The organism is Kribbella sandramycini (genome assembly GCF_013131805.1).
Lineage (GTDB): Bacteria > Actinomycetota > Actinomycetes > Propionibacteriales > Kribbellaceae > Kribbella > Kribbella sandramycini.
In genome coordinates this window covers 717,749-729,915 of the sequence record NZ_JABJRC010000002.1, presented here as the reverse complement: position 1 = coordinate 729,915, position 12,167 = coordinate 717,749, and the positions used below count along the sequence as shown (strand labels likewise).

Genomic DNA, 12,167 nt, shown 5'->3' with positions numbered 1-12,167 from the left:
AGATTGCTCAGCCGGCTCGGTCGCGCTGCCGGTTCTTCAGCTCCCGCCGCTCGACTTCCGTGAGACCGCCCCAGATGCCGGCGTCGAGGCCGGAGTCCAGGGCGGACTGGAGGCAATCGGGGCGGACTGGGCAGTACCGGCAGACCTGTTTGGCCGCCTCGATCTGGAGGAGTGAGGGGCCTTTGGTGCCGATGGGGAAGAACAGCTCTGGGTCTTCGTCCTGGCAGGCGGCCTGCAGGATCCAGCTCTCCGCACGCACTCTCATGTAAGGGAGACCAGTGGGGCGGCCGGGTTGTGACTATCTCGTGCGTCACATCTGTGTGTGGATCGGGTGCCCGTTCGGGCGGGGCGGGCGGGTTGGTGTTGCGGACTGCGGAGTCCGTATGGGGTGCTTGGGGTATGGGCGTTCACGTTGTGGTCGGGGCGACGGGTGGGACTGGGACGGCGCTGGTTCGGGAGCTGCTGGGGCGGGGTGAGGTGGTTCGGGCGGTGAGCCGGCGGGGGGATTGTGCGGTGCCGGGGGTGGAGGCGGTGGCGGGGGACGCCGCTGACGCGCGGCGAATGCGGGAGGTGTGCGATGGGGCGGCTGCGGTTTACAACTGTGTGAATCCGCCGTTCGCGCAGTGGCGGGCGGTGTTTCCGGAGACGGTTCGGTCGTTGGTCGCGGCGGCCGGCGCGGCGGACGCCGTACTGGCGTTCGCGGACGATACTTGGATGTACGGCGCGGTCGACGGGCCGATGACCGAGGAGACGCCGGTACGTCCGGTGAGTGAGCTCGGGGTGTTCCGGGCGTGGCTGGCCGAGATGACCCTGGCCGCGCACTACCGCGGCGCGGCGCGCACGGTGATCGCGCGTGGCGGCGAACTCTACGGCCCGAACGTCGAATCCCTCTTCGGCCAGAACCTCTTCGGCCGCGCGACCCTCGGCCGCCGTCCCATCCTCTTCGGCGACCCCACCCTCCCCCTGACCCCGACGTACATCGGCGACTTCGCCCGCACCCTGGCCACCGTCGCCGCCGACCCCACCGCCCACGGCCAGGTCTGGCACACCCCGCACCCAGCCCCCACCACCGCCCTCGACTTCACCGCCCTCGCCACCACCGCCAAACCGATCACCCTCCCCTCCGGCGTCACCACAGCCCTCAAACTCGTCTCCCCCGTAGTCCGCCAAGGCGCCCAACTGCTCTACCAGTTCCACCAGCCATTCATTGTCAACGGCAACAAATTCACCGCCGCCTACCCCCAGACCCCCACCCCGTACGCCGACGGCGTCGCCGCAACCCTCACCTGGTACCAAGGCCACAAACACCAGATCCGCACCACCGCCCTCCCCAGCTGAACCCTGCGTTAGCCGGAAACTTCGGGTCGCTGGGTGGCTCAAAGTTTCCAGTTAAAGGCGGTTGCGGAGGCGGGTGAAGGCTTTGGGAGCGGGTTGGAAGAGGTTGTGCACGATGTGGGCGGCGCAGGATTCGGGGCTGGCGGTGGTGGTGTCCACGGTGAGGTCGTGGTCGGCGTGGGCGTAGACGCGCTGGGACGTGGCCAGGCCGATCGGGCGATCGCCTCGGGCCAGTTCGCGACGGGCCAGCTCGGCGGGATCGCAGGTGACGTGGACGAGGGTTACGTCGTAGGGGGACAGGACATCGAGGAGGTCCGCCAGGCGCCAGGGCTCGCTGAGCGGGTAGTCCATGATGACGTGGTTGTCCTCGGCGGCCAGGACGGCGACTGCGCGGTGGTAGGCGCGGCGGGTTCGTTGGAGCATGGCTGCGGATTCGGCGTCCGTGAGGAGACGTCGGTGGTTGGTTGAGCGGAGTCCGCTGAAGGCGTCGACCGGGAGGAAGAACCACGGGTCGTCGAGGAGCGGCAGCATCGCTTTGCCGATGGCTGACTTGCCGGAGCTGGAGGGTCCGTTCAGGAGGATCACGCGGCCGGTCACCGGGCCAGACTAGTCGTGGAGGTGGCCGCGGAGGGTTTGGGCGGCTTTGGTTACGTCGGGTTCGGTGGTGGAGAGGTGGAAGGAGAGGCGGAGGCGGGCGGCTCGGGTGGCGGCGGTGATGTTGGATTTGGCGAGGAGGTGGGGGACGGCGTCGTCTGCGGTGGCGGAGACGATGGCTGAGGGGAGGTTGGGGGTGGCCAGGCCGGTCAGGTGGCGGAAGCGGTTGGCGAGGGTCAGGGCGTGGGTGTGGAGGGGTTCGGGGCCTATGGAGCGGAGGAGGTCGAGGGATTCGGCGGCTGCGATCCAGGCGTGCCAGGCTGGGGAGAGGTCTAGGCGGCGGGCGTCGGAGGCCAGGCGGAGGGGTGAGCCGTAGATCGAGTCCCAGGGGTCGGCGCCGGCGTACCAGTTGGCGTTGAGCGGGGTGAGGTCGCATTCGGGGCGGACGGTGAAGAAGGTGGTGCCGCGCGGGGTGAGGAGCCATTTGTAGCCGCCGGCAACGGTGAAGGCGTACTGGGTGGCGTCGATCGGGAGCCAGCCGACGGCTTGGGTGGTGTCGAGCAGGATCGGTACGCCGGTGGCGCGGAGCGCCGCGAGGTCGGCGACGCGGCCGTCCGCGGATTGGACGGCGGAGACCGCGATCAGCTTGGTCGCGGGGCGTACTTCGTCCGCGAGGTGCTCGAGCGGGACTTCGCGAACTCGGTGGCCGGCTGCGAAGAACGGGAAGGTCAGGCTGGTGAACTCGCCGGTCGCGACCAGCACCTCTCCCCCGAGCGGCAGCCATTGGGCGACCAGAGCGACGTACGTCGAGACCTGGCTGCCGAGTGCGACGTCCGATGGGCGTACGTTGACCAGCTCGGCGTACGCGCGACGGGCCCGGGCGATCGGCTCGTCGTGGTCGAGTGGGTTCTCGGTGCCGTTGCGCCAGTCCGTGAGGACCGCCTGCAGCGCGGCCAGGCTGCGTGCCGGCGGGAGGCCGAGGGTCGCGGTGTTCAGGTAGATGGTTCGGGGTGCGAACTCGGCTTGGGCCGCTTCGATACTCAGCATGCCGTTCAGCCTTGGCGAATCAGTATTCAAACAGAAGAGCGTCTTGCTGAGGCAGCCTCATAGCTAAGCTTTGATCATGGATCCGCGCCGGCTGCTCATCTTCCGCACCGTCGCCCGGTCGGGCTCGCTGTCCGCGGCCGCCGCTGAGCTCGGGTGGACGCAGCCCGCCGTGGGTCAGCACATGCAGCGGCTCGAGCGCGAGGCCGGCGTACCGCTCCTGCTCCGTTCGGCCCGCGGCATCACACTCACCGAGGCCGGTACGGCGCTTCTCGTCCACGCGGACGCCGTCGCCGCCCGCCTCGCCGCGGCGGACGCCGAACTGCAGGACTTCGCTGCGCTCCGGACCGGATCCGTGCAGCTGGTCGCGTTTCCGTCAGCGGCCGCCGTCCTCGTGCCACCTGCGCTGGCGAAGCTCACCCCCGCGCTCGACGTCCGGCTGACCGAGGCCGAGCCGCCCGAAGCCGTTGCGCAGGTTCTGGCCGGGACGGCGGACGTCGGCATCGTGTTCGGCTACGCCGACGACCCGCCCCTGCCGACCGAGCTGGTTTGCTTGCCGTTGGCAAGTGATCCACTGCGCGCCGTCGTCCCGCTCGACCATCGGCTGGCCCGGCGACGGCGTCCAATCGATCTGGCCGAGCTTGCCGACGAGCGCTGGATCGCAGGCTGCCCGCGCTGTGAGGCCAACCTGCGCAGACTGACGACCGCGGCCGGGTTCATGCCAGATATCCGGCATCGCACCGACGACTATGTCGTCGTCCAGCGGCTGGTTGCCGAGTCGCTGGCGGTGACGCTGCTCCCCCAGCTCGCTCTGACGGCTGCCCCGGCGCCGACCGTCCGGGCCGTCCCGGTCCGTACCGAGCCGCGCAGCATCGCGCTCGTCCACCGCGTCGAGCACGCGTTGACGCCCGGCGTCCAGGCGCTGGTCGCGGTACTGCGTTAGTCGGACAGGTGCTCGTCGGCGTACACGTTCATCGCGTCGCGCAGGTAGGTCGCGACGGTCGGGTCCGCGTTGATGGCCTCGGTGAAGCGGGCGTCGTCGACGTACAGCTGGCCCAGGCCGCGGTAGGCCTCGGCGGTCGGCGTCCAGAACAAACTGGTCACCTCGTAGTGCAGCTGAATCATCTCTTGCACGCTTAGGTCGTGCACCTCGGCTCCTTCCGCTTTCAGTACGGCCAGGCGCTCGTGGACGCGGCCGTACCCGGTGCGCGCCTTCTCGGCGTCCGTGCCGGACCAGTTGCGCATCCGCTCGTAGCCGGCGTCGACGACCGCGTCACCCCAGCGCTCCCGGGCCTCGGCTTCGTACGGGTTGTGCTCGAATCCTTCGAACACCTTCTCGGGGGCCATTTCGCCACCACTCCTCACGTTCTCGATCGTTGATTCGACGGTGCGGACCAGGCGGCCGAGGCGCTGCTGCTCGCGAAGGAGCCACGCCTTGTGCCGCTCGAGGACCTCGACCGTGCTCTGGTTGTCCTGCCGGGCCAGTACGTCGGCGATCGCGTCCAGCCCGAGGCCGAGCTCTCGCAGCAGCAGGATTCGCTGTAGCCGCAGGAGTTGCTGGGATGCGTAGTACCGGCGTCCGTTCGCTGCGATCCGCTCGGGGACGAGCAGGCCGATCGCGTGGTAGTGCCGCAGGGTGCGCGCTGTCACGCCTGAATCTCGCGCCACTTCGGCGATCGACCAACTCATGATCAGGACGATAGAGGCTGCCGTTGCGGCAGCTTCAAGTTCATTTCCCTCCTCGGAGGGAGCCGGGTCTACCCGGTTGGCCGACGCGAGCGGTGCTGGTGGGCCGGTCGAATAGGGGTATGACAACTGCCGAGGTACGCCGCTGGCCGGCGTACACGATCGCTTACGGGATCGGAGCCTTCTGTGCCGTCGTACTAGGGACGGCGGCGTTCCAGCACCTGTGGCGAGACGACCCACTCACCGCCGACGGCATCGTTGCCCTCGGCGCCACCGTGCTCCGGCTCGGAACGATTGCGGTCGCGCTGGTCGCCGTACTTCCGTGGGGACGACGGATCCCGGCGCCGCTGCTCTCGATGGCGCTGTGGGCGATCGCGATCGGTCAGCTGGTCTACCCGGTGGCGGAGACGGCGGTGAAGGCGGCGATCCTGCTCGGTCTCATCTCGCCGTTGGACAAGGGCATCAGCAACATGTCGATGACGGGCTGGTTCAACTTCGGCGCGGCTTGGCTGATCTGGGGTGTACCCGGCGTCCTGTTCACCCTGCTGGCGCTCGATCATCGGCGTACGCACCGGCTTTCCTACCTCTGGGCGCCCGCCGGAGCCCTCGCCGGCACGGCCGCTCTGGCTGCCCTCGGCCTCCTCATCTCCTGAGCCTTGACTACGGACCGTTAGAGGTCGATCGTGGCTCTAACGACCGGAGCCGAGGGGGGCTTGGCACCGGTACCAGCTCTGAGGGGGGCTCCGCCATGCCTGCACCACAACCAGAAGAACGCGCCGGCCGGCAACGCGCCGTCGACGCCATGCGCGACGCCCGCGCGACCATCCGCGACGAGTTCGGCCCGAACCTACCGGGCCGCATCGAGGAAGCTCTCGACAAAGCCGAGCGCGAACTCTTCTCCGCCAGCGAATGCCGCCAGGCCAAGCCGTTCGCCCCGATCATCCAGATCGGCGACAAGACCGGCCTCTACTACACCTGCACCCACACCCCGCCGCACCGCTACTAGGCCCACGCCATGACCGGTCTCACCGACGCCCTGAAAGGCCTCGCCGCACCCTTCCGCGCCCTCGTCGTCGCCGTCCTCGGCGCCTTCTGGGCCTGGCAATGGTTCACCAACGACGGCCTCTGGGCCATCCTCGCCGCCCTGGCCGCCCTCCTCCTCGGCCTCACCCTCGACGCTCTCGGACGCCGTACCTCGCCCGCCAACCCACACCTGTCGATCGCCCTGATGGAGTGGTGGATCGTCGTCCCCATGGTCCTGGCGGCCCTGGCCGCCGCCACCACCATCGTCATCACCGTAGAACTCGTCGCCCCCGAAACCGCCACCCCCGAAACCAAAGAAACCATCGGCGCTCTGGCCACAGCCATCACCGCCTTCCTGGCCTCCGGCTTCATCGACTGGGCCGCCGACGACACCGACTCCCGCACCTCCGACCGAATCCGCGACCACTTCTACGCCAAATACGCCACCACCTTCCAAGACAACTCCCCCGCCGACCTCTACGTCTACTCCACCACCACCCCCACCGGCTGGAGCCGCACCACCCGCCGAACCCGAGCCGACGGCATCAAGTCCCGCTGGCACCTCGACCGGGTACCTACGGAGTGAGTCGGACGTGCTGCACGCCGGACGTCGCCTTCGCGCAGGTCGAGCCCTGCCCGACCTGACCCACAACGCAGCCGACCGCGACCGACTGGTCGCACAAGTCAAGGAACTCGCCGACCAGATCGACTCGTACACCGCATCTGCAGACCGATACTTCGGCTTCGTCGGAACGCTCAGCATCGGTCTACTCGCCGTCCTGGCCCGCCCTGACCGCAGCTCAGCGGTGCTGGCAGTCGTAGCGCTGATAGCGCCACTCGCCCTGCTGGTCATCCTGCACTACGTCGCGCAGATCATGACCGAGCGCGCCGCGCGAATCGGCATGAAGCGAGCGATCGAGGATCACCTCGCGAAGGCCGACCCTGAGTCCGAGATGCGCCTGGAGACCCAGCTGGCATCGGTTGCGAGCCAGCTACGCCCAAGCGTGTGGATCTCGATGGTGCTCTACTTCCTCGTCGTCCTGGCCGCCTGCGCCGGCGCCGCCTCCGCCGCCTACCACCGCGACGGCGACCATCTCGGCTGGACCTCGATCCTGATCACCGTCGCCGTCCTCCTGATGCTCGCCGCCACGGCCACCGCCACCCTGGAGATGCTGCGCGCCGAAACAAACGGCCGCAGCGCAATCGCCACGGCCCTCGCCGCCTCCGGCGTCACCCACTCCTGAATCGCCGACGAATTGTATTTAAGAGCGTCGGCGCGGATCTCTTGTTTTGAGAACTTCAGGAGGAATCACCCGATTGTTTGTTTCATTCGGGGAATCAAAGGATTGTTTGCCGGTGGGGAGAATCTGTGCCTGGTCAATATCTGGAGAGTATCGACTCGATTCGCGCGCCATGGGCGGAGCAGGCGGATCGTGACAGTTCGGATTTACAGATCTTGCTGGAGATGACCTTCACCCTCGCGCTTGGGCGAGATGTGATCGTCCCGCAGGCGTACGCGCTGGATTCGCTGGGCTTCCTGCGCGCAGCCTCGGCGGTTCTCGACGCGCGCGACAAGGCAGGCGTGGCCGACCGCCCGTTTCGCCTACACCTGTTCAACGCCGACAGCTTCGACGACGCGGCACGTCAAGTGCTGGCCAGAGTTGGCGATCCGCACAAGCCGTTCTACTGCTCACTGTTTCCGGAGCTTCACGATCCGAACGTCTATCGGCCGGCGAAGGCCCGGAAACGCTCGAAGCCACTCGATCTCGAGTGGCTGCTCAATCGCGACTGGGTCGGTGAGACCCGGACCGAACTGCTGCGAATGTCGTGGCGGGAGTTCTCCGGCCGACCCGCCGTCAAAACGCGCGCGAATGGCCCAGGTGTCTCGCTGGTCGGAGTACTCGACGACTTTATGGACGCACCAATCCCCTCGCACTACTCCAAGACCGACGATGCCGAGTTCCGCGACGTGTGGAAGGAACTGAAGTCTGCGGTCAAGAGCCTCCATCCGAGGGAAGGAGGCGCGCTCGCGCAGCGCAGCAATCTCTATCTGCCCACGCCGTGGCCCGGGGACAAGAAGCGGCGGACAGCGGAGGAGATTCTCGGCAGCCCTGATCGGCTACGACTCGTGCGCGAGTTCGTCGACACGATCTACAACCGAATGGTCGCCGACTCGATCGATGAACCACTGACCGCAAGTTTCACGACGGACCTGGTCCGGGCGAACGTCGACCTCGGCCGTGTCGGGGCTGCCCAACGGATCGCGTTGCTCAGCTATGCCAGGAGCACCTCGTCCGCTTCCCTGGCTCGGGCTGCCGAGACCAGCTCCGGATTTCAGATCGTGGTGAGAGCGCCCGCAGCCGGCGACAAGTCGTTCTTGAGGCAGCTCAAGGCCGATCTCGTCGCCGGCCTACCGGCGCTGATGAAGGCTCGAGGCGAATCTGCGCAGGACTCCGACTTCTGGCAAGGAGTCGACAACTATCAGTCTGCGCGACGCGACGGAAGGCCAAGCCAGGCTAGAGCCGAACTACAGAAGCATTTCGATCACGTGGTCCGGCTCATGGGCAGCGACATCAAAGCCGCACCTACACCACTGTTGACGGGGCTGGGCGTTCCGGCCGCGGTAGGAGGCGTGACGACTGGCGGAGCGGAGGTTTACTGGGATACAGGACTGGGACAAGGTGTCAGCACGGCCTTCGGCATCGTCGCCACCTATTGCATCCTGAGGGAGGGACAGAGAGCCGTCGACGCCTATCGTCAGTGGACCCGTACTCGTCGTCTTGTCCGCGCCCTGAACGACAACATCGAGATCTGAGGAGCCTGATGAACGCCAACGACCAGCCCGATCCGGCGCCGATCCGGCGAACTCGCGAGGTGCTGGCCTACGGCAATCGGTTCGTGCAGATCTTCGACGACGAAGTCCAGTTCCCCGACGGTTCAGCGGGGCGATACCTGCGGATCGAAGGCGCGGCCGAAGGCCATGGTGTGGTCGTCATCCCCGTACACGGCGACGAGGTTGGACTGGTACGCACTTTCAGGTATCCAGTCGGCCAGTTCCAGTGGGCATTTCCCCGCGGCTTCGCACACTCACCGGATCCGCTGGTGACGGCAGCCGCCGAACTACATGAGGAGCTGGGGGCAGCGGCCACAGAGATGGAGATTGCCGGTTCGTTCACACCCGACTCCGGCATGTTGGCACAGCAGATCGTCGTCGTGGTTGCGCAGGTAACCGACACGAACACGACACCGATCGACGTCGGCGAGGTATCGGGTGTCAGATGGCTCAGCTTGGCCGAGCTGTGGAGCGATGTCGCCGACGGCCGGCTCACCGACGGCATGACCCTGGCCGCGCTGACCTTGGCCCGCGCACGCAAACTCATCTAGGCGCAACCAGTTGTTCCTACTCGCGGGACGCAGTACGTGGGTAGAGGTCGCGGAGCAGGCAGATTTCTGCGCCGTGGTGAATGATCTCGACGTTCGAGTAGAGCATCAGTTGTGCGATTGGGGCGTGGGCGAAGGCGGGTGGTTTGCCTTGGGGCTGTTCCAGGCCGGGTGTGCCTAGTGTGCGTACGCCGTTGATCCAGAGCTCGTACTCGTCGTCGAGCTGTTGTAGTGCTTCCTGAGCTGTGCCTGCGTAGTGGAAGGCCTCCACGCTGGCGGTGTCCCGACCGAAGCGTTCACTGTTGGTCGAGGCGAGTCCGCCGATCAGGTGCGCCAGCCGCCAGGCGATGGTCGTTACGGGCTCCGGCCCGGGCGGAGGCTCGGCGTAGTCCATGGTGAACTCTCCGGACCCGAGGGAGATCGGCGCCGAACTTTGGCGCGCGGGAGGGGCTGGGCGCACGTTGGCGCGGGGACCGGGCGCTTTCACGCACGGGCGGGCGATGAGCCCGCGGATTGGGTGGGGCCGGGCTGTAGCACGCGACGGAGGAGCGGCGTTGCCCTGGCGGGGGAAGCAGGCCCTCGTCTCCCGCTTCCTATATCTGATGCGCATGCCGGAGATGGCTCGGGCGATTACCAGGCGCTGAATCTCCGACGCGCCTTCGAAGATGGTGTAGATCTGCTGCAGCGGGCCGTCACTTCCCTGCGCATCAGCGATACATGCACTCTGATCTGCAGATTCGCATGTCACCGATGATCAGTGATGACCAGAATTTGTCACCGTTTCACGGAGCTGTGACGGAGCAGGAACTTGCCTACAGCAATATTCGGAACGCGACGTTGGGGCGAGGCCCGGGTCGCATCCTCCCGCTAGGCTCGGAGCCCTTACCGAGCTGGTTCCGGGCCCCATTAACCGTTCCGCCGGCGTCCCCTATCGCTCGAGCGCCGCAGAACCTATCTCGACTGCCCATACCCTGGGTGTTGCGCATGAGAATCGACCCGGCCTGGCGATAAGTCCAGCCTCGGCGGTCGGCTCATTCCGGTCGGACCGTGCCGTGAGGTCGCACCTGACAGGGACCCGGCACGCGGTTTCGTACGGCACCGGCAGGGACCCAGAGCGCGTATGCGGTGTTGCGCCGTGCACAGAACGCGTCAAACCGTCGAGTTGGCACTATACGGCCGACAACTGCCCGCACCGACATGCGATCCCCTCCTTCTTCAACCGCAATGGCGACTGACAGGAAGGGCACACTGCTGCCGCGTACAAATCTAGCACCGTGCGCCCGAATTCCTCGGCCTCAGCATCGGGAAATCCTTCGGCCCACGAGGTTGAATGCGCTCCAACAAGATTGCGAAGGTGCTTGGCCGCATCCAAGCGGTCAAGGAGGCCAGATACGATTGAAAATTGCCCTAGACGCTCTCTTATGCCAGGAAGCAGATCGCCCAAGGTGTACTTGTCTGCTTCAGATCTCGTCACACGAACCTTCAAAGACATACTGAGCGATTCGGCAAGCTCTTCGAGCACACGTGCGGCGACAGTCGGAACTAGCGAAAATTCGCCATCCTGCAAGACTTCTTCAAGATGATCCCGACTACCTCGGTATCCGTCTGCGACTCGAATCTCGCCATCCATCCCACGCCACACACGCCGCCGCACGTGTGGAAAACCTGTTTCCTTCGCAATGTCTACGAAACGCTCGAACCAGACACGATCATGGAAGGCCATGATCAACTGCCAATCAGAGAATTCCGTGAAGAAGTGGGCGGCCAGTTTATCTCTTAACAAGGAATCCACACTATGAAATACATCATCCAGAATCAGGATTGGCGGCTGTCCACGATGTACGCCGTCCTGGATGAGCGAAACGATGGCAAGCAACGCGGCGAGGTCTAAAGACGCCTCACTCAGCACAGATGACGCCGGGACCCTGGATCCATCTGGAAGAACTACCGACAGTGCGACATGCCCACCCCCAACCTGCGTAATCTCTATTTTGGATACAACTCGACGGGTGTCCTGGTGTGCGAGCTTTTGAAACGCGGCATTGAGTCGATCAGATGCTCGGACCAGGACATCAATAACTCGCCTTCGTTGACGAACTCGGCGCACTGAAATGAGAGCATTACTTGCAGATTCATGATCCAATGCAGCTTGCTGCAGAGAATCTCCCAGCGCCACCAGCCTATCAATTTGATCGCCGAGCTTCCTTGCTCTCCCTAATCGCACCTGCTTCTTAGTGATCCGATTAGCAGTCCGGAAGATTTCGGCACTGCGGACTTCAAGATTCGGCTTGTCGCGAGCCGTAAGCCGAAGAGACCTGCTGAGCTCAGCATATGCATCGTCGAATGCAATTCGCGCTTCCTTCTTTGCCTGCCGCAACGGCGCCTCATCTTCACCAGGCTCATCCTTCGGCAAGTACTTCGTTTCGACGATCGACCGCAGGAATCCTCCTCGCTGATCATCAGTCGCTCGACTGAATGCCAAGAGGTGATCACGCTTGATCATGACTGCAACGCGGCGAAACTCGTTGCCATCATTTGTGTGCGTGAGCGTCGAACGCAAACTTCGACCGTCATCAAGTTTCGCTTCTGCCGAGGTTTGATCTGCTTCCACCGCGATAAGATTTCGAGGGTCGACTCGGCGCCTGCGGCCCGGCTCCACCAGCTGCGGCGGATAGCCGGTCAACGCAAAATTCAACGCTTCAAGGAAGCTTGACTTCCCAGATCCATTGTCGCCTAGCAATAACGCCGACCGAGCAATTCCGGATTGATCAGTAAATGTCAACGAGCCGCGTGAAATCCCTCGAAAATGTGCAGCTGAAATCGACTCGATACGCACTGGACGTCCTGCAACTGTCTCCATAGCCGCTGAACTTTACGGCACCACACCAGCACTCTTCCAGAGGATGAGCGCCCTTGGTGATCCGGTCTCCATCGGGCCGAGAGCGCTGCTCATCCGCCACCTCCCCAGACATCAACGCGACCCTGCGGCACGCGATTGCCACTCCGCTGTGAACACTCGTCCGTCAAAAGTGCTCGAGCCGCTCAGAAAGGGTCGATATGCGGACTCCTGCGGCTAGAGGAGCAGCCCCGCGGCCACCTGGGTC

14 protein-coding genes are annotated in these 12,167 nt (G+C 65.2%); 8 read left to right on the top strand and 6 right to left on the bottom strand.

From position 1 onward, the window contains the following. Nucleotides 1-7: 7 nt before the first annotated feature. A complete protein-coding gene (locus tag HPO96_RS10785; protein WP_171673214.1) occupies nt 8-265 on the bottom strand; it encodes a WhiB family transcriptional regulator in 258 nt (85 codons plus the stop codon). Between the two features lie 134 nt (nt 266-399). Between HPO96_RS10785 and HPO96_RS10780 the strand changes: the two genes are divergently transcribed. Beyond that, complete coding sequence (locus HPO96_RS10780; protein ID WP_171673213.1) at nt 400-1,338, top strand: NAD-dependent epimerase/dehydratase family protein; 939 nt, start codon at nt 400-402, stop codon at nt 1,336-1,338. A 51-nt stretch (nt 1,339-1,389) separates the two neighbouring features. Here the strand turns inward: HPO96_RS10780 and HPO96_RS10775 are convergent, their stop codons facing one another. Together HPO96_RS10775 and HPO96_RS10770 are read right to left on the bottom strand one after the other, a co-directional pair. After that, on the bottom strand, nt 1,390-1,932 hold the full coding sequence (locus HPO96_RS10775) for a chloramphenicol phosphotransferase CPT family protein (protein WP_337796580.1): 543 nt from the start codon (nt 1,930-1,932) through the stop codon (nt 1,390-1,392). Between the two features lie 9 nt (nt 1,933-1,941). Further along, nucleotides 1,942-2,976 carry an aminotransferase class V-fold PLP-dependent enzyme gene (locus HPO96_RS10770; protein WP_171673212.1) on the bottom strand — a complete coding sequence of 345 codons (1,035 nt, stop codon included), beginning with the start codon at nt 2,974-2,976 and terminating at the stop codon, nt 1,942-1,944. A gap of 76 nt (nt 2,977-3,052) precedes the next feature. Between HPO96_RS10770 and HPO96_RS10765 the strand changes: the two genes are divergently transcribed. Next, the gene (locus tag HPO96_RS10765; RefSeq protein WP_171673211.1) at nt 3,053-3,916 is read left to right on the top strand and encodes a LysR family transcriptional regulator; all 864 of its coding nucleotides are present in this window, start codon (nt 3,053-3,055) and stop codon (nt 3,914-3,916) included. On the opposite strand, the gene HPO96_RS10760 is transcribed toward HPO96_RS10765, so the two are convergent. Beyond that, entirely contained in the window at nt 3,913-4,662 is a 750-nt protein-coding gene (locus tag HPO96_RS10760) for a MerR family transcriptional regulator (RefSeq protein ID WP_171673210.1), read from the bottom strand. The genes HPO96_RS10765 and HPO96_RS10760 overlap by 4 nt on opposite strands. Before the next feature lie 119 nt (nt 4,663-4,781). Between HPO96_RS10760 and HPO96_RS10755 the strand changes: the two genes are divergently transcribed. From HPO96_RS10755 to HPO96_RS10730, 6 genes are all read left to right on the top strand, one after another. Then, on the top strand, nt 4,782-5,312 hold the full coding sequence (locus tag HPO96_RS10755) for a hypothetical protein (RefSeq protein WP_171673209.1): 531 nt from the start codon (nt 4,782-4,784) through the stop codon (nt 5,310-5,312). 95 nt (nt 5,313-5,407) lie between these two features. Next, nucleotides 5,408-5,665 carry a hypothetical protein gene (locus HPO96_RS10750; protein WP_171673208.1) on the top strand — a complete coding sequence of 86 codons (258 nt, stop codon included), beginning with the start codon at nt 5,408-5,410 and terminating at the stop codon, nt 5,663-5,665. A 9-nt stretch (nt 5,666-5,674) separates the two neighbouring features. Next, nucleotides 5,675-6,268: a hypothetical protein gene (locus tag HPO96_RS10745; protein ID WP_171673207.1), complete on the top strand. Its 594-nt coding sequence runs from the start codon at nt 5,675-5,677 to the stop codon at nt 6,266-6,268. Between the two features lie 7 nt (nt 6,269-6,275). Beyond that, entirely contained in the window at nt 6,276-6,926 is a 651-nt protein-coding gene (locus tag HPO96_RS10740; protein ID WP_171673206.1) for a hypothetical protein, read from the top strand. A gap of 125 nt (nt 6,927-7,051) precedes the next feature. After that, nucleotides 7,052-8,497 (top strand): hypothetical protein, encoded by a 1,446-nt coding sequence (locus tag HPO96_RS10735; RefSeq protein WP_171673205.1) that lies wholly within the window; start codon nt 7,052-7,054, stop codon nt 8,495-8,497. Between the two features lie 8 nt (nt 8,498-8,505). Then, nucleotides 8,506-9,066, top strand: coding sequence for an NUDIX hydrolase (locus tag HPO96_RS10730; RefSeq protein WP_171673204.1), 561 nt, complete (start codon nt 8,506-8,508; stop codon nt 9,064-9,066). 16 nt (nt 9,067-9,082) lie between these two features. On the opposite strand, the gene HPO96_RS10725 is transcribed toward HPO96_RS10730, so the two are convergent. Both HPO96_RS10725 and HPO96_RS10720 read right to left on the bottom strand, forming a co-directional pair. Further along, nucleotides 9,083-9,457, bottom strand: a complete 375-nt coding sequence (locus HPO96_RS10725; RefSeq protein ID WP_171673203.1) for a DinB family protein — start codon at nt 9,455-9,457, stop codon at nt 9,083-9,085. 774 nt (nt 9,458-10,231) lie between these two features. Further along, nucleotides 10,232-11,899 (bottom strand): AAA family ATPase, encoded by a 1,668-nt coding sequence (locus HPO96_RS10720; RefSeq protein WP_171673202.1) that lies wholly within the window; start codon nt 11,897-11,899, stop codon nt 10,232-10,234. Between the last annotated feature and the right edge of the window lie 268 nt (nt 11,900-12,167).

Excerpts from the sequence above, each read along its gene's own strand:
- HPO96_RS10765 (WP_171673211.1), top strand. The coding sequence starts at position 3,053 with ATGGATCCGCGCCGGCTGCTCATCTTCCGCACCGTCGCCCGGTCGGGC.
- HPO96_RS10745 (WP_171673207.1), top strand. The coding sequence starts at position 5,675 with ATGACCGGTCTCACCGACGCCCTGAAAGGCCTCGCCGCACCCTTCCGC.
- HPO96_RS10755 (WP_171673209.1), top strand. The coding sequence starts at position 4,782 with ATGACAACTGCCGAGGTACGCCGCTGGCCGGCGTACACGATCGCTTAC.
- HPO96_RS10725 (WP_171673203.1), bottom strand. The coding sequence starts at position 9,457 with ATGGACTACGCCGAGCCTCCGCCCGGGCCGGAGCCCGTAACGACCATC.
- HPO96_RS10770 (WP_171673212.1), bottom strand. The coding sequence starts at position 2,976 with ATGCTGAGTATCGAAGCGGCCCAAGCCGAGTTCGCACCCCGAACCATC.
- HPO96_RS10750 (WP_171673208.1), top strand. The coding sequence starts at position 5,408 with ATGCCTGCACCACAACCAGAAGAACGCGCCGGCCGGCAACGCGCCGTC.
- HPO96_RS10760 (WP_171673210.1), bottom strand. The coding sequence starts at position 4,662 with ATGAGTTGGTCGATCGCCGAAGTGGCGCGAGATTCAGGCGTGACAGCG.
- HPO96_RS10785 (WP_171673214.1), bottom strand. The coding sequence starts at position 265 with ATGAGAGTGCGTGCGGAGAGCTGGATCCTGCAGGCCGCCTGCCAGGAC.
- HPO96_RS10730 (WP_171673204.1), top strand. The coding sequence starts at position 8,506 with ATGAACGCCAACGACCAGCCCGATCCGGCGCCGATCCGGCGAACTCGC.
- HPO96_RS10780 (WP_171673213.1), top strand. The coding sequence starts at position 400 with ATGGGCGTTCACGTTGTGGTCGGGGCGACGGGTGGGACTGGGACGGCG.